This window comes from Streptomyces sp. R44 (genome assembly GCF_041053105.1).
Classification (GTDB): domain Bacteria; phylum Actinomycetota; class Actinomycetes; order Streptomycetales; family Streptomycetaceae; genus Streptomyces.
Genome location: NZ_CP163444.1, coordinates 3,932,936 through 3,957,347, shown reverse-complemented (window position 1 = coordinate 3,957,347; position 24,412 = coordinate 3,932,936). Strand labels below are relative to the sequence as shown.

General features: G+C 74.8%; 27 protein-coding genes. 17 read left to right on the top strand and 10 right to left on the bottom strand.

Annotated elements, in window-relative coordinates; all coding sequences use genetic code 11:
- The first annotated feature begins 44 nt into the window (after positions 1-44).
- The 3 genes from AB5J54_RS18240 to AB5J54_RS18230 all read left to right on the top strand — a co-directional run bounded on the left by AB5J54_RS18240 (position 45) and on the right by AB5J54_RS18230 (position 3,466).
- The gene (locus tag AB5J54_RS18240) at positions 45-1,289 is read left to right on the top strand and encodes an APC family permease (RefSeq protein ID WP_369144969.1); all 1,245 of its coding nucleotides are present in this window, start codon (positions 45-47) and stop codon (positions 1,287-1,289) included.
- Positions 1,290-1,317: 28 nt separating this feature from the next.
- A complete protein-coding gene (locus AB5J54_RS18235) occupies positions 1,318-2,658 on the top strand; it encodes a lysine N(6)-hydroxylase/L-ornithine N(5)-oxygenase family protein (RefSeq protein WP_369144968.1) in 1,341 nt (446 codons plus the stop codon).
- 169 nt (positions 2,659-2,827) lie between these two features.
- Positions 2,828-3,466, top strand: a complete 639-nt coding sequence (locus AB5J54_RS18230) for a pyridoxamine 5'-phosphate oxidase family protein (RefSeq protein WP_369149383.1) — start codon at positions 2,828-2,830, stop codon at positions 3,464-3,466.
- Positions 3,467-3,545: 79 nt separating this feature from the next.
- On the opposite strand, the gene AB5J54_RS18225 is transcribed toward AB5J54_RS18230, so the two are convergent.
- The gene (locus tag AB5J54_RS18225; RefSeq protein ID WP_369144967.1) at positions 3,546-3,926 is read right to left on the bottom strand and encodes a DUF6479 family protein; all 381 of its coding nucleotides are present in this window, start codon (positions 3,924-3,926) and stop codon (positions 3,546-3,548) included.
- A 121-nt stretch (positions 3,927-4,047) separates the two neighbouring features.
- Here AB5J54_RS18225 and AB5J54_RS18220 point away from each other — a divergent pair, with 121 nt between their 5' ends.
- On the top strand, positions 4,048-4,557 hold the full coding sequence (locus AB5J54_RS18220; RefSeq protein ID WP_369144966.1) for a SigE family RNA polymerase sigma factor: 510 nt from the start codon (positions 4,048-4,050) through the stop codon (positions 4,555-4,557).
- Between the two features lie 48 nt (positions 4,558-4,605).
- Entirely contained in the window at positions 4,606-5,877 is a 1,272-nt protein-coding gene (locus tag AB5J54_RS18215; RefSeq protein WP_369144965.1) for a hypothetical protein, read from the top strand.
- A 46-nt stretch (positions 5,878-5,923) separates the two neighbouring features.
- Here AB5J54_RS18215 and AB5J54_RS18210 read toward each other — a convergent pair whose 3' ends face one another.
- Together AB5J54_RS18210 and AB5J54_RS18205 are read right to left on the bottom strand one after the other, a co-directional pair.
- The gene (locus tag AB5J54_RS18210) at positions 5,924-7,615 is read right to left on the bottom strand and encodes a bifunctional 3'-5' exonuclease/DNA polymerase (protein WP_369144964.1); all 1,692 of its coding nucleotides are present in this window, start codon (positions 7,613-7,615) and stop codon (positions 5,924-5,926) included.
- A gap of 347 nt (positions 7,616-7,962) precedes the next feature.
- The gene (locus AB5J54_RS18205; RefSeq protein WP_369144963.1) at positions 7,963-9,207 is read right to left on the bottom strand and encodes a LuxR C-terminal-related transcriptional regulator; all 1,245 of its coding nucleotides are present in this window, start codon (positions 9,205-9,207) and stop codon (positions 7,963-7,965) included.
- 148 nt (positions 9,208-9,355) lie between these two features.
- Between AB5J54_RS18205 and AB5J54_RS18200 the strand changes: the two genes are divergently transcribed.
- Together AB5J54_RS18200 and AB5J54_RS18195 are read left to right on the top strand one after the other, a co-directional pair.
- Entirely contained in the window at positions 9,356-10,282 is a 927-nt protein-coding gene (locus AB5J54_RS18200; RefSeq protein ID WP_369144962.1) for an NADP-dependent oxidoreductase, read from the top strand.
- A 29-nt stretch (positions 10,283-10,311) separates the two neighbouring features.
- A complete protein-coding gene (locus AB5J54_RS18195; protein WP_369149382.1) occupies positions 10,312-10,875 on the top strand; it encodes a GNAT family N-acetyltransferase in 564 nt (187 codons plus the stop codon).
- Here AB5J54_RS18195 and AB5J54_RS18190 read toward each other — a convergent pair.
- From AB5J54_RS18190 to AB5J54_RS18175, 4 genes are all read right to left on the bottom strand, one after another.
- Positions 10,863-11,159, bottom strand: a complete 297-nt coding sequence (locus tag AB5J54_RS18190) for a hypothetical protein (protein WP_369144961.1) — start codon at positions 11,157-11,159, stop codon at positions 10,863-10,865. The genes AB5J54_RS18195 and AB5J54_RS18190 overlap by 13 nt on opposite strands.
- Positions 11,160-11,386: 227 nt before the next feature.
- Entirely contained in the window at positions 11,387-13,495 is a 2,109-nt protein-coding gene (locus AB5J54_RS18185; RefSeq protein WP_369144960.1) for an FtsX-like permease family protein, read from the bottom strand.
- Complete coding sequence (locus tag AB5J54_RS18180; protein WP_369144959.1) at positions 13,489-14,256, bottom strand: ABC transporter ATP-binding protein; 768 nt, start codon at positions 14,254-14,256, stop codon at positions 13,489-13,491. The genes AB5J54_RS18185 and AB5J54_RS18180 overlap by 7 nt, the downstream gene beginning before the upstream one ends.
- 87 nt (positions 14,257-14,343) lie before the next feature.
- Positions 14,344-15,165, bottom strand: a complete 822-nt coding sequence (locus AB5J54_RS18175; RefSeq protein ID WP_369144958.1) for an NAD(P)H-binding protein — start codon at positions 15,163-15,165, stop codon at positions 14,344-14,346.
- A 145-nt stretch (positions 15,166-15,310) separates the two neighbouring features.
- Here AB5J54_RS18175 and AB5J54_RS18170 point away from each other — a divergent pair, with 145 nt between their 5' ends.
- From AB5J54_RS18170 to AB5J54_RS18145, 6 genes are all read left to right on the top strand, one after another.
- A complete protein-coding gene (locus AB5J54_RS18170; protein ID WP_369144957.1) occupies positions 15,311-15,703 on the top strand; it encodes a winged helix-turn-helix transcriptional regulator in 393 nt (130 codons plus the stop codon).
- A complete protein-coding gene (locus AB5J54_RS18165; protein WP_369144956.1) occupies positions 15,700-16,815 on the top strand; it encodes a DUF2786 domain-containing protein in 1,116 nt (371 codons plus the stop codon). The genes AB5J54_RS18170 and AB5J54_RS18165 overlap by 4 nt, the downstream gene beginning before the upstream one ends.
- Positions 16,816-16,871: 56 nt before the next feature.
- Entirely contained in the window at positions 16,872-18,938 is a 2,067-nt protein-coding gene (locus AB5J54_RS18160; protein WP_369144955.1) for an FUSC family protein, read from the top strand.
- A 96-nt stretch (positions 18,939-19,034) separates the two neighbouring features.
- Positions 19,035-19,622 (top strand): hypothetical protein, encoded by a 588-nt coding sequence (locus AB5J54_RS18155; RefSeq protein ID WP_369144954.1) that lies wholly within the window; start codon positions 19,035-19,037, stop codon positions 19,620-19,622.
- A gap of 82 nt (positions 19,623-19,704) precedes the next feature.
- Positions 19,705-20,289, top strand: a complete 585-nt coding sequence (locus AB5J54_RS18150; RefSeq protein ID WP_369149381.1) for a SigE family RNA polymerase sigma factor — start codon at positions 19,705-19,707, stop codon at positions 20,287-20,289.
- Positions 20,286-21,011 (top strand): hypothetical protein, encoded by a 726-nt coding sequence (locus AB5J54_RS18145; protein WP_369144953.1) that lies wholly within the window; start codon positions 20,286-20,288, stop codon positions 21,009-21,011. The genes AB5J54_RS18150 and AB5J54_RS18145 overlap by 4 nt, the downstream gene beginning before the upstream one ends.
- A gap of 24 nt (positions 21,012-21,035) precedes the next feature.
- On the opposite strand, the gene rpsN is transcribed toward AB5J54_RS18145, so the two are convergent.
- Positions 21,036-21,341, bottom strand: a complete 306-nt coding sequence (rpsN, locus tag AB5J54_RS18140) for a 30S ribosomal protein S14 (protein WP_369144952.1) — start codon at positions 21,339-21,341, stop codon at positions 21,036-21,038.
- Complete coding sequence (rpmB, locus tag AB5J54_RS18135) at positions 21,341-21,577, bottom strand: 50S ribosomal protein L28 (RefSeq protein ID WP_369144951.1); 237 nt, start codon at positions 21,575-21,577, stop codon at positions 21,341-21,343. Before rpmB ends, rpsN begins: the two co-directional genes overlap by 1 nt.
- A 63-nt stretch (positions 21,578-21,640) precedes the next feature.
- Between rpmB and rpmG the strand changes: the two genes are divergently transcribed.
- The 4 genes from rpmG to AB5J54_RS18115 all read left to right on the top strand — a co-directional run bounded on the left by rpmG (position 21,641) and on the right by AB5J54_RS18115 (position 23,608).
- The gene (rpmG, locus tag AB5J54_RS18130) at positions 21,641-21,805 is read left to right on the top strand and encodes a 50S ribosomal protein L33 (protein ID WP_369144950.1); all 165 of its coding nucleotides are present in this window, start codon (positions 21,641-21,643) and stop codon (positions 21,803-21,805) included.
- Between the two features lie 8 nt (positions 21,806-21,813).
- Complete coding sequence (locus AB5J54_RS18125) at positions 21,814-22,068, top strand: type B 50S ribosomal protein L31 (RefSeq protein WP_369144949.1); 255 nt, start codon at positions 21,814-21,816, stop codon at positions 22,066-22,068.
- The gene (locus AB5J54_RS18120; protein WP_369144948.1) at positions 22,068-23,198 is read left to right on the top strand and encodes a GTP-binding protein; all 1,131 of its coding nucleotides are present in this window, start codon (positions 22,068-22,070) and stop codon (positions 23,196-23,198) included. Before AB5J54_RS18125 ends, AB5J54_RS18120 begins: the two co-directional genes overlap by 1 nt.
- Positions 23,199-23,395: 197 nt before the next feature.
- Positions 23,396-23,608: a DUF397 domain-containing protein gene (locus AB5J54_RS18115; RefSeq protein ID WP_063992029.1), complete on the top strand. Its 213-nt coding sequence runs from the start codon at positions 23,396-23,398 to the stop codon at positions 23,606-23,608.
- A 65-nt stretch (positions 23,609-23,673) separates the two neighbouring features.
- On the opposite strand, the gene AB5J54_RS18110 is transcribed toward AB5J54_RS18115, so the two are convergent.
- Positions 23,674-24,171 (bottom strand): ATP-binding protein, encoded by a 498-nt coding sequence (locus tag AB5J54_RS18110; protein WP_369144947.1) that lies wholly within the window; start codon positions 24,169-24,171, stop codon positions 23,674-23,676.
- Positions 24,172-24,412: the final 241 nt, after the last annotated feature.

Sequence of the window (24,412 nt, the reverse complement as noted above, 5' to 3'; positions counted from 1 at the left end):
AACCGGGTGGGCGTCGCCAACAACTCGTCACTGGAGGTGACACCATGACCGATCTGCTGCAGCGGCCCGGGGCCGCACAGCGACCCACCGCCCTGGGCGTGCGCGCGCTCGTCGTGTTCTACGTCAGCAGTCTCGTCGGGACCGGCATCCTTCTGGTGCCGGGTCTCACCGAGCGGCAGGCCGGCCCCGCCGCGCTGCTCGCCTGGCTGGCGCTCGCGCTCAGCTCGTACCCCTTCGCGCGTTTCTTCGCGGAGATGTCGGCCTGGCGCCCCGACGCCTCCGGCCTCGCCGCGATGGTGGAGGCCGGGTTCGGCCGCCGCCCCGGGCGGGCCGCGGCGCTGCTCCTCGTCGCCACGTACGTCATCGGGAATCCGGTGATGGGCATCGTGTCCGCCCGCTGTCTGCTGGGACTGATCGGCCAGCCGGACGGGCCCGTGTACCCGATCGCGATCGGCTTCATGGCGCTGTCCGCCGCGTTCACCCTGCTCGGCCTCACGGCCGGCGCCCGGGTGCAGGCCGCCGCCCTGGTCGTGCTGCTGCTCGGCCTCGGCGGGGCCGTGGTGCTCGCGGTGCCGCGGTTCGACGCGGGGCAGTACACCCCGTTCCTCACGCACGGCTGGGGCGGCGTCGGCATCGCCGTCGTCACCGCCTTCTTCTCCTTCCTCGGCTGGGAGAACGTCTCGACCCTCGCCGAGCAGGTCGACGACCCGGCCCGCAGCTACCGCCGCGCGATCCGCTGGGCGGTGCCGATCGTCGGGCTGCTGTACGCGGCGGTGACGGCCGCCTACCTGGCCGTCCCCGGCGACGAGCCCGTCGTCATCACCGCCCTCCTCGGCGCCTCGCTCGGCGACGGCGGCGCGATCGCCGGCGATCTCCTCGCCCTCGGGCTCGCGGTGGTCGCCACCAACGCCTGGGTCCTCGGCGCGACCCGGGTCGTCCGGGCCGCCGCCCGCGAGCGGATCCTGCCGCACGCCCTGGCCGACCGCCCGGTGCCGGCGACCGTCGCCCTCGCCCTCGCGTACGCGGCCGTCCTGGGCACCCTGACCCTCACCGGCACCGGTGAGGAGCTGGTGCTCGTCGTCACCAGCAGCGCCTTCCTGCTCCTGTACGTGGCCGCCGCCGCGGCCGCCCTGCGGGCCCGCGGCACCGGCCGCGCCCTGCGCGCGACCGCCGTCGTGACCCTGGTGATCGCGGCCGTCTTCCTCTCCTTCGCCGGTACGGGGCTGCTGCTCGCCCTGCTCCTCGCCGCCGGCTGCGCCGCCCTCGCCGGCCGCACCCGTACCTCCTGAACCTCCGCCCACCGAAAGGCAGTCAGCCATGAACGCGACCACGAACGAGACCACTCCCGTCTACGACATCGTCGGCGTCGGCTTCGGGCCCGCCAACCTCGCCCTCGCGATCGCCATCGAGGAGTACAACGAGCAGGCCGCGCCCGACGAGCGGCTCACGGCCGTCTTCCTGGAGAAGCAGCCGAACTTCGGCTGGCACCGGGGCATGCTCCTGCCGGACGCCACGATGCAGGTCTCGTTCCTGAAGGACCTGGCCACGATGCGCAATCCGCGCAGCCGCTTCGGTTTCGTGCCGTACCTCCACGACCGCGGCCGTCTGGTCGACTTCATCAACCACAAGCTGCTGTTCCCGACCCGTGAGGAGTTCCACGACTACCTCCAGTGGGCCGCCAACGGCGTGGACCACATGGTCCGTTACGGGCTCGAAGTCACCGCGATCCGTCCCGCGGGGGCCGCCGGACCCGTCGTCGAGGTCGACGTCGCCGCCGTCGGGGAGGCCGAGGCCGTCACGTACCGGGCGCGGAACCTCGTCATCGGCACCGGCCTCGTCCCCCGGCTCCCCGAGGGCGTCACGTCCTCCGAACGCCTCTGGCACAGCAGCGAGTTCCTGCACCGGCTCGCCGCCCTGCCCACCGGGAACCCGCGCCGGTTCGTCGTCGCCGGGGCCGGGCAGAGCGCCGCCGAGATCGCCGACCACCTCCACCGGACGTACGAGGGGGCCGAGGTCGTCGCCGTCCACACGCGGTACGGCTACAGCCCGGCCGACGACAGCCCGTACGCGAACCGGATCTTCGACCCGGAGGCCGTCGACCTCTACCACGGGGCCGAGCCGTCCGTCCGCCGGACGCTCATGGACTACCACCGCAACACCAACTACGGCGTCGTCGACATGGACCTCATCGAGGAGCTCTACCGACGCTCGTACCAGGAGAAGGTCCGCGGCGAGCAGCGGCTGCGGATCCTCGGCGTCACCCGGCTCACCGAGGCCGTGGAAGGCCCCGACGGGGTCCGCGTCCAGGTGCGGAACCTTGCCACCGGCGAGACGGAGACGATGGAGGCGGACGCCGTCGTCTACGCCACCGGTTACTCCGAGCCCGACCCGGGCCGGCTGCTCGGCGCGCTCGACGCGGCCTGCGCGCGCGACGAGGACGGCCGACTGCGGGTCCGCCGCGACTACCGGGTGGAGACCGCGCCGGAGGTGGAGGCCGGGATCTATCTGATGGGCGGCACCGAGCACTCGCACGGCATCACGGCCAACCTGCTCTCGATGGCGGCGGTCCGGGCCGGCGAGATCTGCGACTCCCTGGTGGCGGGCCGTCACGACGGGCGGCGTTCCGACAGGCGGAAGTCGGTGGCGGTGACGGGCTGATCCCCCGTACAACACCTACACCCGCACGCAACGAGAGGTCCTCATGAGCAGCACCACCACAGCGCTCGGCGACGAGCCGGCCGCGACGGAGCCGGCCGCGGCCGACCCGGCCGTCACGGAGCAGGCCGCGGCCGACCTGGCCGTCACGGAGCGGACCCGGTTGCGCCGGATGCGCCACAAGGGCAGCCACCGGCGCGCCGACCTGGACGCCGTGCTCGCCGCCGGCTTCCTCTGCCACCTCGGCGTCACCGTCGACGGCACGACGATGGTGGTGCCCACGGCGTACGGCGTGGACGGCGACCGGCTCTATCTGCACGGCTCGGTCGCCAGCCGCAGCCTGGTCCAGGCCCCGGACACCACCGTCTGCGTCACGGTCACGCACGTCGACGGCCTCGTCCTCGCCCGCTCCGTCTTCGAGCACGGGGTGAACTACCGCTGCGCGATGATCTACGGCGTCCCCGAGATCGTGACCGACCCGGAGGAGAAGCTCCGCGGGCTGCGGGCCCTGACCGAGCAGAGCTCCCCGGGCCAGTGGGAGTACGCGCGGCAGCCCAGCCGCAAGGAGCTGGCCGCGACCGCGCTCCTCGCGCTCGACCTGACCGAGGCCTCCGTGAAGACCGCCGACGGCCCGCCGGACGACGGCGACTCCGAGGACGCGGCGCTCGGCCTGTGGGCCGGCGTGCTCCCGGTGGTGACCACCTTCGGCGAGCCGGTCACCGACCCGGTCCTCCCCGCGGACTTCGCCCCGCCGGCGCACATCGCCTCGCGCGCGGGCCGGATCCTGGGCGGCGAACCCGCCCAGGTGTAGCCGGAACCGGAGCCGGACCAAGCCCAGCCGATGACGGCTGGGCTTTTCTGGGTCAGGGGCCAGGTGTCGGGGTCCGGCGTCAGTCGCCGTGTCCGGTGCCTCCGCTGCCGAAGCCACCGCTGGAGATGCCGCCCCACTTGCGCTTCTCCTCGGAGGGTGGCTCGGTCGAGGCCTCTCCGGCGTTCTTGAGCTGGTAGGGCATGAGCCGGTGCTCGCCGTCGGTCTGGGGCATCTCGGCCGGCTGGCGGTACTCCTCCACCTCGCCGGGCAGTGCGTCCGTGTCGGGCCGGTGCGGCTGTTCCTCCGGCTTCGGCTTCTTCGATTCGCGGGCGTTGATCCGGATGCCCAGCCAGAAGGCGCCGATGAGGACGAAGACGACGACGAGCCCGCCGATGACCTGGGCCAGACCTGACTGCCAAACCCCAGCGGCCAGGTTCTCTGCTGCGCTGAGAGTGTTCATACCAACAGGATTACCCGCTTCCGCTTCTTCGGATACGTCGGGCTGAAACATTTCCGTTCCCCCGTCGCGTCAATGGGGTGTACGCCGGCCACACCCCGTGACCGCGAGGGAGAGGAGGGGCATGAGAAAGTCCCGCGCGGACGAGTTCCTGGAGTTCGCCGCCGCACGAACAGGGCACCTTTTCCGCTCGGCATGCCTGCTGACCAGCGGAGACACGCACCTCGCCGAGGACCTCACCCAGGAGACCCTCGGCCGGATGTACGCCCACTGGGGCCGCATGGCGCGGGTCGGGAACCCCGCCGCGTACGCCCAGACCGTGCTCGTACGCACCTTCCTCACCCACCAGCGGCGCCGCTCGGCCACCGAGCGCCCGCTCGGCGAGCTGCCCGACCGCGCCCCCGAGTACGGCGAGGACCCGGCCCTGCGGATCGCGCTGCTCGACGCGCTCGCCGGCCTCGCGCCGAAGGACCGGGCGGTCGTCGTCCTGCGGTACTGGGAGGACCGCAGCATCGAGGAGACCGCCGACGCCCTGCACGTCAGCTCCGCCGCCGTACGCACCCGCTCCGTGCGGGCGCTCGCCACGCTGCGGGAACGGCTCGGCGGCAGCGTCGCCGCGTTCGCCACCCGCTGACCACGTACTTTTCCCGCTTTCCTACCGACCGGAGACGGTGATCTCGGCATGCCCCAGAACGAAGAAACCCAGCCCTTCGAGGAGGAGCTCGGCGCGGTCCTGCGCAGCGCCGGCGACGGCTTCTCCGCCGACGACCGGCGCGAGCTGATCGCCGGCGGCCTCCAGCGCGGCCGGCGCCGCCTGGTGCGCCGCCGCCTCGCGGTGACCGGCGGCGTCCTCGCGCTCGCGGCCGTCGGCATCGGCGGCGTGTACGGCGGCTCGCTGCTCGGCCCCGAGGGGCCGGCGACGACTGCCTCCGTTGCGGCGCCGCCGGTGACCGGCGCAGCCGACGGCACGCCGGGGAAGTGGAAGTTCGTTCCGGTGCTCCCGGTCGAGGACCTCGCCGCCGTCCTCAAGGCCAACACCCCGGCCGGCCAGTGGCAGTTCGACAACCTGGACGGCAAGGGCGAGTCCGTCACCGGCGTCTACGACGACGGCCACGGCAAGGCGGGCGTCAGCGTCGGCCTCTTCCGGGCCGGCGACAGTCCCGAGGCCGGCGTGGATCAGGTCACCTGCCCCGACAGGGTGGTCGTCCGCTACGACAGGTGCGCCAGCCAGCGGCTGCCGGGCGGCGACCGGCTCATGATCCTCCAGGGGTACGAGTACGCCGACAGGAGCGAGGAGACCAAGAACTGGCGGGCGGTGCTGCTCACCAAGGACGGCTTCCTCGTCGACGCGAACGAGTACAACGCCCCCGCCGAGAAGGGCGCCGCGATCACCCGCGAGGACCCGCCCTTCAGCGGTACCCAGCTGAAGGCCCTCGTCACGGCCGAGGGCTGGCGGCCGCTGCTCAAGCAGCTGGCCGCGCAGCCGAAGCCCGATCCCGTCCCGAACCCGCTGCCCGCAGTGCCGAGCGCCGCCGCCGTCCAGGCCACCCTGCGCTCCCTGCTGCCGAAGGGCGCCACCGTGGTCTCCCACGGCGGAGACGACGGCCACGGCTACGTCGTCGTCGACGACGGCAAGGGCAAGAGCCTCGTCGGGGTCGACGTCCAGCCCGATGCCGGGAAGGCCGTCGCCGAGCTCTTCACCGGCGCCGGAGTCGTCACCCTGCCCGACGGCACCAAGGTGCGGGCCACCCAGCAGCCCGGCGAGAAGGGCGGCGCCGGGGTCGTGTGGTGGAGCGTCGACACCCTGAGCCCGCAGGGATTCCGGGTCGGGGTCTCCGCCTTCAACGCGGGCGCGCAGCACGAGGCCGCCACGCGCGCCGAGCCCGCGCTGACCATGGAGCAGCTGAAGGCGCTGGCGCTGAGCCCGAAGTGGCGGAAGCTGCCGCTGAAGTAGGGGGCCCGAAAGACGGCCGGTGGCACGGGGAGCTCCGTGTCACCGGCTACTTCGCGTCCGCGTACCGCTCGACGGTCGCCGTCGTGAACGGGAACCGGACCGGCGTCTCCCCGAACGCGATCCGCCCGGCCTCGTCCCCGGCCGCCCGGATCGCCTCCGTCACCGCCTCCGCCTCCTCCGCGGGGCAGTGCACGATCACCTCGTCGTGCTGGAAGAACACCAGCTCCGCCCGCATCCCCGACAGGGAGCGCCGCAGCGCCGCCAGCATCAGGAGCGCCCAGTCGGCGGCGCTGCCCTGGACGACGAAGTTACGGGTGAACCGGCCGCGGGCCCGGGCGTTCCCCGAGGCGTACCCGGGGACGAACTCGCCGCTCTCCGGCTCCGGTTCGGCGCCCTCCTGCGGGATCCCGGCCTCCTCGTCCTCGCCCGAGCCGACCGCCCGCGGGCTGGTCCGGCCCAGCCAGGTCCGTACGAGCCGGCCCTCCTCGCCCGCCTTCGCCGCCTCGTCGACATAGGCCACCGCGCGCGGGAAGCGGCGGCGCAGGGCCGCGAGGTTCTTCAGGCCGTCGCCGCTGGTCTGCCCGTAGATCGCGCCGAGCAGCGCGATCTTGGCGTGGTCGCGGTCGCCGGAGAAGGCGCGGTCGGACAGCCGGGTGTAGAGGTCGTCGGGGTGCCCCGCGACCTCCATCAGACCCGGGTCGCGGGAGATCGCGGCCAGCACGCGCGGTTCCATCTGGTCGGCGTCGGCGACCACGAGCCGCCAGCCCTCGTCGGCGACGACCGCCCGCCGGATCACCTTCGGGATCTGCAGGGCGCCGCCGCCGTTGGTCGTCCAGCGCCCGCTGACCGTGCCGCCGGGCAGGTACTCGGGCCGGAAGCGGCCGTCGCGCACCCAGTCGGCCAGCCAGGACCAGCCGTGGGCCGTCCAGATCCGGTACAGCTTCTTGTACGCGATGAGCGGCTCCACGGCCGGGTGGTCGATCTCGGCGAGCTCCCAGCGGCGCGTGGACCTGACCCGGATCCCGGCCTGCGTGAAGGCCTTCACCACGTCGGCGGGCAGATCGGGCCGCACCCGGCGCCCGAACGCCGCCGACACCTCGTCGGCGAGCTCCGCGAGGCGGCGCGGCTCGCCACCGCCCGCGTACCGCTCGCCGAGCAGCTCGTTCAGCAGCTCCCGGTGCACGTCCGCGCGCCACGGCAGCCCGGCCCGGTGCATCTCGGCGGCCACCAGCATCCCGGCCGACTCGGCGGCGGTGAGCAGCCGCATCCGGCCGGGGTGCTCGGCCCGGTCATGGCGGCGCAGCTGCTCCGCGTAGACGCCGAGGAGCCCCTCGAAGGGCACGGAGGCGGTGGGGCGGGGCTCGAAGAGCGAGTCCTGCGAACCGGGCTCGGCGGCGCGCTGCGGGGGATCCGGGGGTACGGGGGCGTGGTGCAGGCGGGCCAGGGCGGCCGCCGCCGAGCGCGGCTCACCGAGCCGGCCCTCGTGGCCGAGGAGGAGCTGCTCGGCGTCCTCGATGTCGTAGCAGCGCTCGACGCGGACGCCGGCGGCGAGGAGCCGCGGATAGACCTCGGCCGTCGACCGCCACACCCAGCGGGCGACGTCGGGCCGCGCCCGCACGGCCGCCACGAGATCGGGCTCGCGGCGCACGGGGCCGGTGGGGCGGCCGTCGGGGGCGAGGGGTGCGAGCAGGGCGCCGTCCCCTTCGCCCTCGACGCCCAGCGCCCACCTCTCGCTCATGTGCGCGAGTCTGACACCCCCCACTGACAGCGCCCCCACACCACGCCCGCGCGGGCCCCCGCCCGCGCCGGGCGGTGCCCCCGCCCACCCCCGCGTGTGCCCGCGCCCGCGCTGGGCGGTGCCCCCGCCCGTGTGGGCAATCGTCCCGCTGGGGCGGGACGGGTGGGCACACGGGACGGCGCCCTCTCGCGGCGCCTCCGCCTTACGCGCCTGGACCCGCACCACCAGTGCACTGCGCACGGGGTGCGGGTCCAGGCTCAGTAGCCTCTGGCGCCGGCAGGGGCGCCGTTCCGTTGTGCCCACCCGTTCCGCCCCTTGCGGAACGCCTGCCCACAACGGGGTGGGGCCTACGCCGCCGCGTGGAAGAGGGCTGCCGCCTCGCCCCGGGAGTCGACGCCCAGTTTGTTCAGGATGTTCGCCACGTGGAACTTCACCGTCGACTCGCTGATGTGCAGCTCCTCCGCGATCCGCCGGTTCCGGTGCCCCAGCGCCAGGTGCCGCAGGACCTCCACCTCCCGTTCGCCGAGCCCGGTCAGCGGGTGGGCGGCCTCGACCGGGGCCTCCGGGGTGGCCAGGGGGAGGACGGCCGTGATCGTCGTGCCCCAGCCGGGGACCGCGTCCATGTCGAGCCGCCCGCCGAGCACGTCGAGCCGGTCGCGGATCGTGCCGGCGCCCAGGTCGCAGGGGGCGAGCGCGCCCGCGCCGTCGTCGCGCACGGAGGCCCGCAGTTCGTGTTCGGTCAGCTGCCAGCCGACGTGGACCCGCCGCACGGAGTCCTGCTCCAGGACGATGAGGAGCAGCGACCGGACGATGGCCCGCGCACTGTGCGCGACGTCGGCCGCGAGCGAGCGCGCCGAGTCGGGCGCGCCGAGTTCGAGCCGGACCTTGCTGTGCCGGAGCATCGGCCGGAGTTCGCCCGCGAGCCGCTCGAAGGCGTCCTCCGCGGGCTCCTCGGCGAGCGCCCGGTCCCGCCGCTGCTCGGCCCGCATCTCGATCAGCGCGGACGCGGCCAGGTCGGTGGCGGTGGTCCGGGCCGTCGTGTCGTCGAGGGCCCGGCTGCGCAGCACTCCGAGGACCCCGGACAGCGCCGCCGCGTGCGAGGCGGTGAGTTCGGCGATCACCCGCGCCCGGGTGTCGGCCGCCGCGCGGGAACGGGCCAGCGCGCCCGGCACCGCCTCCGTCGCGAAGCGGTCGAAGTGCCCGGTGACCAGGTCCCACAGCGCCTGCGCCACGGTGAGCGCGGCCGCGTCGGCGGGGGCGGCGCCGTCCTCCCGTACGAGCACGAGGACCGCCCCGCGCCGGGTCGCGTGACTGGTGACGGCGACGACCTCGCGCTCCCGGCCGCCGATCGTCGCGCGCCCCTGCCAGGGCGCGCCGGGGACGCCGGCCGCGAGCAGCGGGGTCAGTTCGGCGGCGGTCAGCAGCTCCGTACCGCCGAGCGCCTTGAAGGGGGAGTGGGCGCAGTGGGTGGAGAGTTCGGCCGCGTCCACGTGCGGGACCAGCGGCGCGAGGGCGGCGGAGACCTCGGGGAGGATCTCCCCGAGCGGCTGCCGGATGATCTCGTACGCGGTGGTCAGCGTGAGCGCGTCCATGCGGCTCAGCGTAGTCCGGGACGGACAGCTGACGGCCCGTCTTTCGGACAGGTGGGACTGGCCGTTGGGAGGGCGGGGGCCGGGTGCCCCGCGGCGCAGGATGGGGACGTCGAAGATCGAGCGGGAACGGGCGGCAGTGGAGGCCGGGATGGAAGCGATCGTGTACGAGGAGTTCGGCGGCCCCGAGGTGCTGCGCCACGAGACCGGCGTCGCGAAGCCGGAGCCGGGCCCGGGCGAGGTGCGGGTCAAGGTGGCCGCGGTCGGGCTCAACCCGGTGGACTGGAAGCGGCGTTACGGCTGGGTGGAGGAGTTCTACCCGACGACCTTCCCGGCCGTCCCGGGCCTGGAGTTCGCGGGGACCGTGGACGCGCTCGGCGAGGGCGTCACCGACGTGGCCGTCGGCGACGAGGTCCTCGGCTGGACGAAGACCGGCGCCTACGCCGAGTACGCCATCGCCGGCACCGTCGCCCCCAAGCCCGCCGGGCTCTCCTGGGAGGCCGCCGCGAGCCTGCCGGTGGCCGGCGAGACCGCCCAGCGCGTCCTGGACCTGCTCCGGGTGCGGGAGGGCGAGACCCTGTTCCTGCACGGTGCGGCGGGCGTCGTCGGCTCGGTGGCCGTGCAGCTCGCGGTCGCGGCCGGGATCACGGTGATCGGCAGCGCCTCGGAGTCCAACCACGCGTACCTGCGGGAGCTCGGGGCGATCCCCGTCGCGTACGGGGACGGGCTGGCCGACCGGGTGCGGGCCGCCGCCCCGGAGGGCGTCGACGCGGTCTTCGACGCGGCCGGGCACGGGGTCCTGCCGGTCGCGATCGAGCTGCTCGGCGGCGGCGACGCGGCGAAGGAGCGGATCGTGACGATCGCGGCGACGGACGCGGCGGAGCACGGCATCGTCTTCTCGGGCGTCACGGGGGCGCCGGAGGAGGTACGGGCCGGGCTCACCGCTCAGGCCCGCCTGGCGGCGGAGGGCGCGCTCGCGGTCCGCCTGGCCGAGTCCCTGCCGCTGAAGGAGGCCGCGCGGGCGCAGGAGTTGAGCGAGTCGGGCCATGTGCGGGGGAAGATCGTCCTGATCCCGTAGTGGGGCGATGACGGAGGAAGGCGATGCCGATGTACACGATGTCCCTGGGCGACGACGGCGCGGAGCTGCGCCCGCTCGAACCGTGGCAGGCCGAGGAGTTCCTCGCGCACATGGACCGGGGACGGGAGTTCATCGGCGCGCGGAACGGGCTCCCGGACGTGGTGACGGACCTGGAGTCGAGCCGGGCCTTCCTCCGGGCGTACGCGGAGCGGGCGGCGGCCGACACCGGACGCATCCACGGCATCTGGTCCGGGGGCACGCTCGTCGGCGCGGTGATCCTCCGAAAGTTCGACCCGACGGGCGGCACGGCGGAGGCGGGCGTCTGGCTGGAGCCGGCGGGCGTCGGCAAGGGCCTGGTGACGCGGGCGGCGCGGGCGCTCATCGACTGGGCGATCTCGGTACGGGGCATCCACCGGGTGGAGTGGGTGGTCTCCTCGGACAACGAGCCGAGCATCGCGGTGGCGCGGCGGCTGGGCATGACGCGGGACGGGGTCCTGCGGGAGAGCTACGACTACCGGGGCAAGCGCCACGACGAGGAGATCTGGGCGGTCCTGGCCCCGGACTGGCGGAAGGCGTCGGGTCAGGCCTCCTGAGGCTGTTCGGCGTCGAGCTGTTCCGCGTCCGCGTCGAAGGGGACGAAGACGCTCAGCCGGTAGGTGGTGGGGTGGACGAGGCGCCCGCACAGCATGTCCACGCGGACCGCGTCCTCGTCGAGGTCCGGGCGCTCGGCGCGCAGGCGCCGCATCTCGGCCCGCAGCGCGGTCTCGTCCTGGGGGGAGCACACCACCTCCCAGTGGCCCGCGTCCGGACCGAAGCGGTCCCTGTGCCGGGCGAGGGCCTCACGCTGCCGCTTCTTCCTCTTCCGCTGTCCGGGCATGCGCCCAGCATGGCGGCCCGCCCCGCGCCCGACAAGGGTGGACGGGGCGGCGCACGCCGGGAACGGATGCCGGCCGCACGGGGGTGGGCCGGAGCGCCGTTCCGCGGGGCAGCCCGCACGGGTGCCGCACGCGCGTGACGCGCCGCACGCGCGGCGCGTCACCCGTAGGGCGGGACGGTGACCCGGCTCCGACCCCGGTCACCGTCCCGTCGTCCCACCATCGCCGCTCAGCGCGTGAGCCGCCACGCGGGGACCATCGAGGCGGCGACCGCGACCGCCGCGCACACCCCCGCCGCCGCGCCGACCTGCGCCCACGGCAGGGCCAGGACCACCGGGGCCGACAGCGCCGCCAGGCCCGCGCCCAGGGTGCCCAGGACGATCGCCGTCACCACCAGGCCCAGCAGCGTCCCGATCGCCACCGCCAGCACCGCCTCGCCGGTCACCACCCGCAGGATCTGGGCCCGGGTCGCTCCGGCGAGCCGCAGCGAGGCCAGTTCCCCGCCCCGTACCGACGTCGCCATGAGCAGGGTGTTGGCCAGGCCGATGACCGTGTAGACGAGGGCGATGCCCAGGACGAGGACCATGCCCAGGCGGCTCCGGGGGTTTGCGGTGCTCCCCGTCGCCTGCCGCTCGGCGGCGGCCCGCACCGTCCCCCCGCTCGCCGCGAGGGCCCGCACCGTCCCCGCCCCGCCCCCGCGCGCGTCGATCCGGTCGAGCGCGGCGCCCGGTGCGTTCGCCCGGGTGACGTACGGCCCGTTGTCGCCGGTCCCGAGCGCCAGGACGGCCACGACCCGGAGCCGCACCGGACCGCTCCCGTCCGCCCGCCACACCTCGACCGTCCCGCCGACCCGGTGCCGCTCGAACTCCTCGCTCACGACGATCGAGCGGTCGTCCAGGTCCCGCAGGTCCCCGGCGGTCACCGGCAGCCGGGCCAGCTCCGCGAAGGCCGCCGGGTCGGCGACCGCCCGCGCCCCGTACTTCACGACGGCCTCGTCCCCGTCCCGTACGAAGACGGACGTGGCCCCGGTGGCGGACACCACGGCTCCGGGCGGCGCCGCCACCGGCCGCAGGTCCGCGCCGCTCGCCACGTACTGGGCGGCCGTCTGCTCCCGCGCCTCGGCCTCCTTCGCGCGCGTGACGCTCGTCGCCGAGCCGAACAGCGTCCCGGCGAGCGCCACGGTCACGAGGACGGGCCCGGCGACGGCGGCGGTACGGCGGACGGCGGCCGCGCTGTTCTCCCGTACCAGCGTCCCCACCGCCCCGCGCGCCCGCAGCAGCCGTGCCGCCGGCCGGACGAGGAGCGGGGAGAGCAGCGCGACGCCGGTGATCAGGAGCATCGGCAGGGTCGTGTACGTCTTCCGCTTGAGCAGCGCGGACGGATCGGTGACGCAGGTCCAGACGAGGAGTCCGAGCCCGGCCACGACCAGGCCCGCACCGAGGACGGCCCGGCCGAGGGGCAGGGCGTCCGCGTCGACGTCCGCCTCCCGCAGCGCGGCCGTGGGGCCGACCTTCCCGGCTCGCCGGGACGCGGCGACGGCCCCGGCGAGAGCGACCGTCACCCCTGTCCAGAAGGCCGCGTGGAAGGGCCAGGACGGCCCGCCGATCGTGAACCACGCGGGCGCGAGGCCGCCGTCGACGAGCGTCCGGGCGAGGACGGGCGCGCCGAGGGCACCGAGCGCGCACCCGGCGGCGGACGCGAGCACGCCCAGCACCGCCGCCTCGCCGAGGAGGAGTCGCCGGATCTGGCCGGGGGTGGCCCCGGCGGTGCGGAGCAGCCCGAACTCGCGCCGGCGCAGCGCGACGGCGAAGGCGAAGGTGGAGGCGACGACGAAGACGGAGACGAAGGCGGTGACGCCGCCGGAGGTGCCGAGGAGGGCGTTGAGGCCGACGAGGGCGCGGGCGTCCCGCTCGGGGTCGGGGTCGGCCTGGGCGCGCTCGGCCCCGGTGAGCACCCGGGCGCGGTCGCCGACGAGTGCCCTGACCTCGGCGGCGGGCGCGTCGAGGCCGACGGCGTCGGGGCCGCCGGAGGCGGTGACGGTCCAGCGGGCGCGGAGTTCCCGGAGCAGTTCGTCGTCCACAGGCTGTGGACGGTCGAGCCGCTGCTCCACGGGCACGGTGTCGGGCCCGCGCCGCACGTCGAGGGTCAGCCGGTCCTGGCCCCGGACGACGACGGGCGAGGAGGCGAACCGCTGGGGAGAACGCTCGGGGGCGTGAAAAGTGGCGGAGAGCCCGAGTCCCATGGTGGCGAGCAGCCCGACGCCGAGCGCGAGCGCGACGAAGCCGCCGAGGAAGGAGGCCCAGCGGTCCCGGAGCCCGGAGAGGACGACGGTCAGCACGAGGCCCTCCCCACCGGGACGCCGGCGCCGGCAGCCCGGTCGCCCGTCTCAAGCGCCGTCATCCGCGCCGCGACCGTCTCCATCGTGGGGTCCGTCAGTTCGGCGGTGACCCTGCCGTCGACCAGGAAGACCACCCGGTCCGCGCGGGACGCCGCCACCGGGTCGTGGGTGACCATGACGATCGTCTGGCCGTCGCGGTCGACCAGGTCCCGCAGCATGGCGAGCACCTCGCGGCTCGTCGTCGAGTCGAGCGCGCCGGTCGGTTCGTCGCCGAAGAGGACGGCCGGCCGGGTGATCAGCGCCCGGGCGATCGCGACCCGTTGCTGCTGGCCGCCGGACAGCTCGCCGGGCCGGTGCCGTTCCCGTCCGGCGAGCCCCACGCGCGCGAGTGCCTCCCGGATCTCCGTACGGGACGGCCGCCGGCCGGCCAGCCGCAGCGGCAGGGCCACGTTCTGGGCGGCGGTCAGGGAGGGCAGCAGGTTGAAGGACTGGAAGACGAAGCCGATCCGGTCCCGCCGCAGCAGCGTGAGGCGCCGCTCGCTCAGCCCCTCCAGCGCCGTGCCGCCGACCTCCACGGTCCCGGAGCCGGGCCGGTCGAGCCCGGCGGCGCACTGGAGGAGCGTGGACTTGCCGGAGCCGGACGGCCCCATGACGGCGGTGAAGGTCCCGGCGGCGAAGTCGAGGTCGACGCCGTCGAGGGCGCGGACGTCGCGGTGGTGCCGGGTCAGCCGGCGGAGCCGTACGGCGGGGTTCGAGGTCATGGTCCGAGCCAACCGTTTCGGCGCGTCCCGATCACGACCACCAGCGGGCGTTCCGGCGGTATGCCTGGCCCTACCCCCGGGCTCGGCTCACCCCTCCCGTACGGCCTTCACGAACACGTCGAGCGCGTCGAGGGGGTCGCGCCCGCCGAGCAGCGCCCGCAGGTCGTTGCGGTCGACGCCCGTGCCGTCCAGGAAGCCGTGGGCGATCGCCGAGTACGTGCTGGCCAGCATCGGCACCTGGAAGGGCACGGCCCCGGACGCGGCGAGGGCGGTACGGGCCTCCGCGAGCGTCCCCGGGGCGTACGCGGCGCCCAGCGCCGCCGCGAGGTCCGCGCCGCCGAGGGCGCGCTCGCCGACGAGCTCGTACACCCGGTTGCGGTGGGCGGCCGGATCGGTGGCGACGGAGACGGCGATGTCCGCGAGGTCCTCGCGGGCGACGGCGGCGAGCCGGCCCTCGCCGAGCGGGCCGGTGATGCGGTGCTCGGCGTCGGGGGAGGCGATCCAGGTGAGGAGCTCGGCGTAGAGGCCGTTGCGGAGGATCGTCCAGTCGAGCGTCGTGGACCGCTTGAGCCGCCGCTCGGTCCAGCGGTGCGCGAGCGCGTACGTGAGGTGGTCGCCGTCGCCGGAGAGGCTCGTGTAGACGACGTGCCGGACGCCGGCGGCCTCGGCGGCGGAGATCGCGGCCTCGTGGCGGGCGACGACGACGTCGTCCTCGCCGTACCCGGCGGATATGAGGAGCAGGGTGTCCACTTCGGCGAAGGCCTCCGGCAGGGTCTCCGGCGCGTCGAAGTCGAGCCGGCGGGTGCCGGGAAGCCCGGCGCGGGTGCCGAGGACGACGTCGTCGCGGCCGGCGAGCCGTGCGGCGACGAGAGAGCCGAGGGCGCCGGAGACGCCGGTGACGAGCAGCATGGAATTCCCCCAGGGGCCGTGACGGCTGAGACCATCGAGAGCGATCGGGAACGATCGCGAGCGGTTGAGAACGAATCGCGAGCGGTTTGGAACGATCTAGGACCATCGTGAACGGGTGGGCGGTCGTGCGGAAGGAGGCACATTGATGTCAGAGGGGCACACGGAGGTAACCACCGAGCCCTTGGTCAGCTGTGCCGAGGACTGCGGGGTACGGGACGTCCAGGACCGGCTCGGCGACAAGTGGACGGTGCACGTCGTCGTCGAACTCGCCGCCGGGGCCAGGCGGTTCAGGGAGCTCCAGCGGCTCGTCACCGGCATCTCGCAGCGGATGCTGACCCTGACGCTGCGCCGCCTCGAAAGGGACGGGCTGGTCTCGCGGACGGTGTACCCGACGACCCCGCCGCAGGTGGAGTACGCGCTGACGGAGACCGGGCACAGCATGACGCACCTGATCAAGCAGCTGATCGACTGGTCGCTCGACCACCGCGCGGTGATCGCCCGGTCGCGCGAGGCATGGGACGCGAGGGGCACGGCGTGAGCACGACCATCGACAAGGCCTTCGAGGCGCTGTACGCGACCGACGACGGCTCCCTCGACCTGGCGGCCTCGCTGCTGGCCGCCGCCCCGGGCACGGACGCGGAACTGGCCCGGCGGGGCGAGGAGTTCGTCCGGACGCTGTGGGTGCGGGGCTGGCAGCCGGCAGACCTGGTGCGGATGGCGCGGCGCGAGCTGCCGGACGAGCACGTACGGCTCCTGGCGGGGCTGATCAGGACGGAGACGGCCGCCTACGAGCGGCTCCCGCACCGCTGGCAGGCGCAGCTGGACGACCTGGACACGGCGGAGGGGCGCCCGACGGACCGATTCTCGCGGGCGACGACCGTCCTGGAGCTGTACCGGCTGCTCGTCCGGCTGCCGCGCCTGGACGCGGTCGGCCCGGTGCCGGGGGAGGCCCTGCCGCCGGCGGTGGCGGGCGAGCCCCGGATGCTGACCCGGATCAGGGCGCTGCTCGCGAAGGCGGAGGCGACGGGGTACCCGGAGGAGGCGGAGGCGCTGACGGCCAAGGCCCAGGAGCTGATGGCCCGGCACAGCCTGGACGAGGCGACGCTCGCGGCGGGCGCGCCGTCCCCGGAGACGCCGGGCGCGATCCGGATCGGGGTGGAGCCGCCGTACGAGCAGGCGAAGGCGATCCTGCTCGACGCGGTGGCGACGGCGAACCACTGCCGGGCGGTGTGGAACGAGGCGTACGGCTTCTCGACCGTGGTCGGCTTCGAGGCGGACCTGGACCCGGTGGAGCTGCTGCACACCTCGCTGCTCGTGCAGGGGACGGCGGCGATGACGCGGGCGGAGGCGGAGCAGCGGGCGGGCGGCCGCAAGCGCACGAAGTCCTTCCGGCAGTCGTTCTTCCTCGCGTACGCGAACCGGCTGGGCGCCCGGCTCGCGGCGACGTCCCGCCGGGTGACGGCCGAGGCCCCGACGCTGCTGCCGGCCCTCGCCTCGCGCGAACTGGCGGTCACCGCCCGCACGGACGAACTCTTCCCGGAAACCCGCACGACGCGGGTCCGGGCGGCCTGGGACGAGGCGGGCTGGACCCACGGCGCGACGGCCGCCGACCGGGCGGGCCTCCACCCGGACCGCCCGCACTTGCCGTAAGCCACCGGAGCGGGGGAAATGCCCGGTTCGGGGAGGTTCGTGGATACGCTCAGCGCATGAGCTGGCTCCGGGCGCTGAAGGAGACCGCCCGCTCCGGCCTCACCATGGAGCGGCGGCGACTCGAACCCGCCGTCGCGGCACGCGGCGCCCTCGGCCTCGCCCTCGTCGTCGGGTTCTCGCTCGCCCTCTTCGGCCCCGCCGTCGCCGCCTCCTCCGCCTTCGGCGCCTTCCAGGCGGCCATCGCCACCTTCCAGCGCTCCTGGCGCCCCCGCCCCACCCTCGCCCTGGCCTCCGGCGCCAGCCTCGCCGTGTCGACGTTCCTCGGCTATCTCACCGGCGCCCACACCGCCCTCTTCCTCGCCCTGCTCCTCCTCTGGACGTTCCTCTCCGGGCTCGCCTGGGCCGCGGGCCCGACCGCCGGCATCCTCGCCTCCTCCAACGTGGCGATCATGCTGGTGACGGTCACCCTCCCGACCTCCGTCGCCACCGCCGCCGGCCACGCCGCCATGATCTTCGCGGGCGGTGTCGTCCAGGCGGCCCTGGTGGTGCTCCTCCCGGTCCGCCGCTGGGGCGCCCAGCGCGACGCCCTCGCGGACGCGCTCGCCGCCGAGGCGGACTACGCCCGCCGGCTCCGCCACGACCCGGTCGCTCCGTTCGACCCCGTACCCCTCATGACGGCCCGCAACGCCGCCGCCGTGACGCCCCGCCAGGCCCGCACCCGCCCGGCGGAGCTGCACGGCGCGCGGGGCCTCGCGGAGCGGATCCGCCCGGTCCTGGCCTCGCTCGCGGACCCGGCGGTGGGCGTGCCGGAGGAGGGTCCGGAGCGGGCCCGGGTGCGGGAGCTGCTCGGCGCGGCGGCCGAGGTCCTGGACGCCGCCGCGCACGCGATCCGGCACGGCGAACCGGTCGTCCTGCCGGCGCCCGCGCTCGCCGCCCTCCGCACCCCGGACACCGGCGCGATCCTCAGGGGCCCGTCCCGCCGGGCGGCCCTCCGCCTGGCGGCGCTGCTGGGCGACGTCGTCGAGACGGCGGAGCCCCGTACGGAGACGTCGGAGCCGTACGCCCAGGGGGCCCGCACCCGCCCCACCCTGGTCCGCCTCGCCCCCCTCGTCCTCGCGAAGGTACGGGCCGAACTGCGCCCCGACTCCCCGGTCCTCCGGCACGCGGTCCGCGTCTCGGCGGTCACGGCCGCCGGCTACCTGCTGGGGACCTGGCTGCCGTTCGGCCACGGCTACTGGGCCCCGATGGCCTCGGTGATGGTGATGCGCCCGGACTTCTCGCAGACGTACGCGCGCTCGGTGGCCCGCTTCGGCGGCACCCTCGTCGGCGTGGCCCTGGCGACGGCCGTGGTGCAGTCGGCGCACCCGGGCATGTACCTGTCCGCCGCGCTCGCGGTGGTCTGCGCGTTCGGGATGTACCTGCTGATGCGGACGGGGTACGCGGCCGGCCAGGTCTTCGTCTCCGCGTACGTCGTCTTCCTGCTCGGCATGGCCGGCGCGGGCCTGACCCAGACCGTACGGGAACGGGTCCTGCTGACCCTCCTCGGCGGGGTCCTCGCGATGCTGTCGTACGCCGTCTACCCGGCCTGGGAGACGCCCCGGCTGCGCGGGCGGCTCGCGGACTGGCTGGCGGCGGTCGGCGCGTACGCGGCCGTCGTCGTCGCGCGGTACGCCGACCCGGCCGGGCCGGCCAGCCCCGACGTACGGGAAGCGCTCCTGAGGACCCGCGCCGCCCGCGTCGCCTGGCAGGAGGCGGTGGCCCGGGCGGCCCACGAACCGGTCCGGCACCGGGGCCTCTCGCACGCGGCGGTGGAGCAGGCCGAGCACGCGCTCGCCGAGTTCGGCCGGGTGGCGATGCTCCTGGAGGCGCACCTGCCGGAGCGCGGCGCCCCGCCCGTACCCGCCGCCGCGGCCCTCGCGGAGTCCCTGCACCGGTCGACGGAACGGGGCGCGAAGCAGGTGCGGGAGCGCAGGGAGCCGCACTGGGACGACCTGCGCGAGACGGTCACCGCCTGGTCCGTCGAACCACCGGACCACTTCCTGCTCGACAAGGGCGCCGTGCTGCTCCTGGAGACCCTGGAGGAGCTGACGACGGCCCTGACGGAGTCGAAGCGCGGCCACTGATGTCGACGGGGTGTCATCCGGCGGAGGACGGGCCGGGGTTGAGAGGGATGAGGGCCGCGAACGGTCGCGGCCCCGCGAGATCCCAGGAGCAACCGGATGAAGAAGTACCTGCTCGCGGCCGCCGGTGTGGTGGCCGCTGCGGTGATCGCGGCACCGTCGGCCGTGGGCGCGTCCACGGAGACCTCCGCGAAGCCGGCCACCGCACCCGTGTCCCGGCCGGCCACCGCACCCCTCGCCGAGCCGGCCGCCGCTCCCGCCGCTGCCGCCCCCCGGATCCACACCGTCCGTTCCGGCGAGCGCGTGGACGGCGGGCTCGGGTACACGCTGTGGCTGACCGAGGACGGCAAGCACTGGGCGGGCCCGGACGGCTACGAGAACTTCCGCAGCGTCGTCGACGGCAACATCGACCGCTCGCAGCCCGGCGTCAGCCACCAGAGCGAGGGCGGCGAGGCGGGGACCTTCCACTCGGGCCTCTTCTACGGGACGCGGAAGGCGGGCCGCGTCGAACTGACCGACGCCGAGGGCCACAAGACCGTCGCCACGCTCCTCGCGCTCCCGGGCCACCCCGACTGGGGCGTCTGGTACGCCGTGACGGGGCCGGACTCCAAGAGCAGCAGCCCGGCCGTGGCGCTGTACGACCGTGCGGGCGCGCTCCTGGCCGACCTTCCGGTCTGGAAGCGCTGACCCGGCGTACGTCACCGTGACGGGGCCCGCCCCGGGCCCCGTCACCCCCGTGTCCCACCGACAGATCGCGAGGCCCGACACCGTGCCGCACGAATCCGCCCCCTCCGCCCCCTCCGCCACCGAGGGCGACGAGGACGACGGCTTCGCCGAGTTCGCCGTCGCCGCCTGGCCGCGCCTCGTGCGCACGGCCCAGTTCCTGACCGGGGACTTCCATGAGGCCGAGGACCTGGTGCAGACGACGCTGGCCAAGGTCTACGGGCGCTGGCGGCGGGTTCCCCGCGCCGAGATCGACCTCTATGTGCGCCGCGCGCTGATCAACAACAACCTGAGCAGGATCCGGCGCAAGCGGGTCGTCCACCTCCTCACCCCGGTGCTGCCGGAGTCGCTCCGCCACACCGCGGCGGGCCACGCGGAGGCGGTCGAGGAACGCGCCGCGCTCCTGGCCGCGCTCGCGGACCTCTCCGCCCGCCAGCGGGCCGTGATGGTGCTCCGCTACTGGGAGGACCTGACCGAGCCGCAGATCGCGAGCGTGCTCGGCTGTTCCCTCGGCACGGTCAAGTCCCACGCCCGCCGCGGTCTCGCGGCCCTGCGCGCACACCCCCGGCTCGCCGCCGCCACGCCGCTCCCCGTCATCCCTGTCCCCGCCTCTTCCGGAGCCCGCCGATGAACCCCACGCCCCTGCCGGACCCCGGCCCGCCCTCGTCCGACCGCGGCGAGACCGAGGTCCGGGGCGTCTTCGCGCGCGTGGCCCTCGATGTCACCCCGAGCCCGGTGCCGCTGGCCGCCGTCCGGCGCGCGGGCCGGACGTGGCGCCGGCGCCGGACCGCGGGCCTGTCGGCGCTCACGGTGCTCGGAGCGGCGACGGCCGTGGCGGCGGTCGTCGCCCTGGTTCCCGTACGGCAGTCCCCGCCGGCCCCCGTGCTCGTCGCCGCCCCGCCGTCCGCCGTCCGGACCTCGCCGCCGGCCGTCGGCCCGACGCGGACCCCGCCTCCGGTCCGGTCCGTGGCCCCGGGGGAGCGGGTGGCCGCGGGCGGCGGGTGGAAGGTCTGGCTGACCGGGGACGGCAAGCACTGGGCGGGCCCCGACGGCTACGAGAACTTCCGCAGCGTGGTCGACGGGAACCTCGACAGGGACGAGCCCGGCATCAGCCACCAGAGCGAGGGAGGCCCGGCGGGGACGTTCCACTCGGGCGTCTACTACGGGACCCGGGCGGCGGGCCGCGTCGAGCTCACCGGCCCCGGGGGGCGCACCGTCCTCGCCACGCTGCTGGAACTGCCGGGCCGCCCGGGCTGGGGCGTCTGGTTCGCGCGCACCGGCCCGGGGGACGGGGAGTCCGGGGTCACGCTCTACGACCGTGCGGGCGGGCGCCTCGCCCACCTCCCGGGCTGACGAAGCGAGCCCGGGAGGTCCCCGTCACCAGGACGTCTTCCGTACCCCCGGCAGGAACCCCGCGTGCGCCTGCTGCCGCATCCGTACCCGGGACAGGCCGAACTTCCGCAGGTGGCCGCGGGGGCGGCCGTCCACGGCGTCCCGGTTGCGCAGGCGGGTCGCGCTCGCGTCCCGGGGCTGGCGGGCCAGTTCGCGTACCGCCGCCTCGCGCTCGGCCGCCGGGGTCTCGGGGCGCCGGATGATCTCCTTCAGCTCGGCCCGCCGCCGGGCGTACCGGGCCACGACGGTCTTTCGCCGCTCGTTGCGGGCGATCTTGCTGCGCTTGGCCATCAGACCTTTCCTCCGCGCGCGCGGATGCGGGCCACGGCGGCCTCGACGCCGATGGAGTCGACGGTCCTGATCGCCCGGGCGCTCAGCGTCAGCCGTACGTACCGGCGCTCGCTCGGCAGCCAGTACCGCTTGTTCTGGACGTTCGGGTCGAAGCGGCGCGAGGTGCGCCGGTGGGAGTGCGAGATCCGGTTGCCGAATCCGGGGCGTGCTCCGGTCAGCTGGCAGTGGGCGGACAAGGGTGACCTACCTCTCCACAGAGTTGTTGGCAATGGGATTCATTTTCATTTACTCTACACACCATGGCACGCAATGAACTCCGCCCCGTCATCAAGCTCCGTTCCACCGCCGGAACCGGATTCACCTACGTCACCCGCAAGAACCGCCGCAACGACCCCGACCGCCTGAGCCTGCGCAAGTTCGACCCGGTCGCCGGCCGGCACGTCGACTTCCGAGAGGAGCGCTGACCCACCCCATGAAGCCCGGCATCCACCCCACGTACGAGTCCGTCATCTTCCGCGACAAGGCCGGCGGCTTCGCCTTCCTCACCCGCTCCACGCTCACCAGTGAGCGGACCGTGGAGTGGGAGGACGGCCGCACCTATCCCGTGGTCGACGTCGAGATCTCCTCGGCGAGCCACCCCTTCTACACCGGCACCGCGCGCGTGCTCGACACCGCCGGCCGGGTCGAGCGTTTCGAGAAGCGCTACGGACGGCGCGAGGCGCCCTGATGCTCTCCGTCGCCCTCGTCGGAGGCCTGCACTCCGACGCCCGCCGCGCTGCCGTGGACCGGCTCCTGGCCGTCGTCCCCGGCAGCGTGGCGCTCCACCACGACCTCGCGACGGCCCCGGCGACCGGGACCGTCGCCCGTACCGTCCGCGACGCCACCGGCCTCCTCTCCGCCGGTGAGGCCCCGCTCGTCGACGACTGCGCCTGCTGCGCCCTGCGCGAGGACCTGGTGCCCGAGCTCGAACGGCTCCGCGCCGCCGGTCTCACCCGGCTCGCCGTCGTCGAGCTCTGGGACTCCGTCGAGCCCAAGGCGATGGCCGAGGTCGTCGCGGCCGCCGGGTTCAGGATCGGCGCCGTCGTCACCGCCGTCGACCCCGCACTCCTCCTCCCGTACCTGGGCAACGGCGACGACCTCGCCGACGCCGCGCTCGCCGCGGCCACCACCGACCGCCGCACCATCGCCGACACCTGGGCCCGCCAGTTGGAGTACGCGCCCGTGCTCGCCGTCGCCGCGAGCCCCGCGACCGACGCCGAGGACCGGGCGCTGCTCGACCAGCTCCACCCCACCGCCCTGCGCGTCCCCGTCGAGGACGGGGCGGCCCTCGCGCGGGCGGTCTTCGCCGGCTTCGACGTGGAGGCCGCGGCCGCCGCCCAGCATCCGGCCTGCGCGCTGCTGCCGCAGGAGGCGGACGAGCACGGGGTCGCCACGTATGTCTGGCGCCACCACCGGCCCTTCCATCCCGGCCGGCTGTACGCCGCTCTGGAGGGTCTGACCTGCGCCGCCGCCCGCAGCCGCGGCCGCTTCTACCTGGCCGACCGGCCCGACACCCTGCTCGCCTGGGACGCGGCGGGCGGCGCGCTCTGCGTCGAGAGCGCGGGGCCCTGGCTGGCCTCGCTGCCCGACGCGGCCTGGGAGACGCTCCCGGCGGTACGGAGAGCGGCGGCCGCCCTCGACTGGCACCCGGAGCACGGCGACCGCTGCCAGCACCTGGTCTTCACCTCGCCCGGCCTGGACCGTGACGGTCTGGCCGAGCTGCTCGGCTCCTGCCTCCTCACGGACGCCGAGTACGCGGCGGGCCGGGACTCCTGGAAGGGGCTCGCTTCGGCCTTCGACGCCTTCCTGGACGCCTGACCTCCGCCGATGGCCTGTCAGGCAGGCTCTACCAGTCGGTAGCACGCTGAGTCGCGTAGTCGCTACGCCACCCCTTGTGCACGTGCATCTGCTCATGCATCTGCATATGAACACAGCTATGATCCGAGGAAGTTGACACCTGCACCAAGCAACTCGGGGAGCTACCAGTGCATCATGCGCATCACGCGTACAACGGCATGGCGGCCACGGAGCTGCGAGGAGTCGTGTGGCAGAAGAGCCGGCACAGCAACTCCCAGGGATCCTGCGTGGAGTTCGCCAAGCTGCCCGGAGGCGACGTCGCCGTACGCAACTCGCGCCACCCCGACGGGCCCGCTCTCGTCTACACGCCCGCGGAGATCGAGGCTCTCCTGCTGGGCGTCAAGGACGGGGAGTTCGACCACCTGGTGTGACGGTGGGTGAGACGCGGGAAGGGCCCCGACGGTTGCCGTCGGGGCCCTTTCCATGCTCGTGCGCGCTACTCCGGTCCGATCCGGAACAGCGCCCACACCACCTTGCCCTGGAGCGTGCCGGCGAGCGGGTGCCAGCCCCAGCTGTCGCTGAAGGAGTCCACCAGGAACAGACCGCGCCCCGACTCGGCGGCGAAGTCCTCCTCGCCGCCGCGTGCCTCCGGGCTCTCCCGGCTGGGATCGCGCACGGCGCACACCAGGCGCGAGGCCCAGCGCATCAGGTGCAGCCGGACCGGCGGGTTCTGGCCGTCCTCCTGCGGCGCGTCGGCGGGCACCGCGTGACGCAGCGCGTTGGTGACGAGTTCGGAGACGACCAGGGCCACGTCGTCGAAGCGCTCCGTCAGCTCCCAGCGGTCGAGCGTCGCGCTGGTGAACTTGCGGGCCCCGCGCACGGCTTCGTACCGGGCGGGCAGGGCGCAGGAGGCGGAGGTGGAGACGGCGCCGGGATCGATCGGCGGAAGGCCCTGCCGTAACGGCTCGAGCACGGTCGATCCATTCGTCCCCATGCGAGGCACTCCCGGGAATCGCGACTGTGGTGCGACAACACGACAACACGAACGAGTACGCGGCTGCGCGGGCTCCATGGTTCCGAATGCGTGCACTGGATGCAAGGGCAGATGCACGTGCACGCGCCGGACCTGTCCGTCCACGTGCCGAATCTGTGCATAAGTCGTCCACACGATGAGGGGAACTTCCCCGGATCCGCGCGCACTGTGCCCGTGATGTGCGCCTGGATGCCCGGAACTC

Bases quoted from the DNA above. Each gene is read 5' to 3' on its own strand.
- AB5J54_RS18240 (WP_369144969.1), top strand. From the start codon at position 45: ATGACCGATCTGCTGCAGCGGCCCGGGGCCGCACAGCGACCCACCGCC.
- AB5J54_RS18235 (WP_369144968.1), top strand. From the start codon at position 1,318: ATGAACGCGACCACGAACGAGACCACTCCCGTCTACGACATCGTCGGC.
- AB5J54_RS18230 (WP_369149383.1), top strand. From the start codon at position 2,828: ATGCGCCACAAGGGCAGCCACCGGCGCGCCGACCTGGACGCCGTGCTC.
- AB5J54_RS18225 (WP_369144967.1), bottom strand. From the start codon at position 3,926: ATGAACACTCTCAGCGCAGCAGAGAACCTGGCCGCTGGGGTTTGGCAG.
- AB5J54_RS18220 (WP_369144966.1), top strand. From the start codon at position 4,048: ATGAGAAAGTCCCGCGCGGACGAGTTCCTGGAGTTCGCCGCCGCACGA.
- AB5J54_RS18215 (WP_369144965.1), top strand. From the start codon at position 4,606: ATGCCCCAGAACGAAGAAACCCAGCCCTTCGAGGAGGAGCTCGGCGCG.
- AB5J54_RS18210 (WP_369144964.1), bottom strand. From the start codon at position 7,615: ATGAGCGAGAGGTGGGCGCTGGGCGTCGAGGGCGAAGGGGACGGCGCC.
- AB5J54_RS18205 (WP_369144963.1), bottom strand. From the start codon at position 9,207: ATGGACGCGCTCACGCTGACCACCGCGTACGAGATCATCCGGCAGCCG.
- AB5J54_RS18200 (WP_369144962.1), top strand. From the start codon at position 9,356: ATGGAAGCGATCGTGTACGAGGAGTTCGGCGGCCCCGAGGTGCTGCGC.
- AB5J54_RS18195 (WP_369149382.1), top strand. From the start codon at position 10,312: ATGTACACGATGTCCCTGGGCGACGACGGCGCGGAGCTGCGCCCGCTC.
- AB5J54_RS18190 (WP_369144961.1), bottom strand. From the start codon at position 11,159: ATGCCCGGACAGCGGAAGAGGAAGAAGCGGCAGCGTGAGGCCCTCGCC.
- AB5J54_RS18180 (WP_369144959.1), bottom strand. From the start codon at position 14,256: ATGACCTCGAACCCCGCCGTACGGCTCCGCCGGCTGACCCGGCACCAC.
- AB5J54_RS18175 (WP_369144958.1), bottom strand. From the start codon at position 15,165: ATGCTGCTCGTCACCGGCGTCTCCGGCGCCCTCGGCTCTCTCGTCGCC.
- AB5J54_RS18170 (WP_369144957.1), top strand. From the start codon at position 15,311: ATGTCAGAGGGGCACACGGAGGTAACCACCGAGCCCTTGGTCAGCTGT.
- AB5J54_RS18160 (WP_369144955.1), top strand. From the start codon at position 16,872: ATGAGCTGGCTCCGGGCGCTGAAGGAGACCGCCCGCTCCGGCCTCACC.
- AB5J54_RS18155 (WP_369144954.1), top strand. From the start codon at position 19,035: ATGAAGAAGTACCTGCTCGCGGCCGCCGGTGTGGTGGCCGCTGCGGTG.
- AB5J54_RS18145 (WP_369144953.1), top strand. From the start codon at position 20,286: ATGAACCCCACGCCCCTGCCGGACCCCGGCCCGCCCTCGTCCGACCGC.
- rpsN (WP_369144952.1), bottom strand. From the start codon at position 21,341: ATGGCCAAGCGCAGCAAGATCGCCCGCAACGAGCGGCGAAAGACCGTC.
- rpmG (WP_369144950.1), top strand. From the start codon at position 21,641: ATGGCACGCAATGAACTCCGCCCCGTCATCAAGCTCCGTTCCACCGCC.
- AB5J54_RS18125 (WP_369144949.1), top strand. From the start codon at position 21,814: ATGAAGCCCGGCATCCACCCCACGTACGAGTCCGTCATCTTCCGCGAC.
- AB5J54_RS18120 (WP_369144948.1), top strand. From the start codon at position 22,068: ATGCTCTCCGTCGCCCTCGTCGGAGGCCTGCACTCCGACGCCCGCCGC.
- AB5J54_RS18115 (WP_063992029.1), top strand. From the start codon at position 23,396: ATGGCGGCCACGGAGCTGCGAGGAGTCGTGTGGCAGAAGAGCCGGCAC.
- AB5J54_RS18110 (WP_369144947.1), bottom strand. From the start codon at position 24,171: ATGGGGACGAATGGATCGACCGTGCTCGAGCCGTTACGGCAGGGCCTT.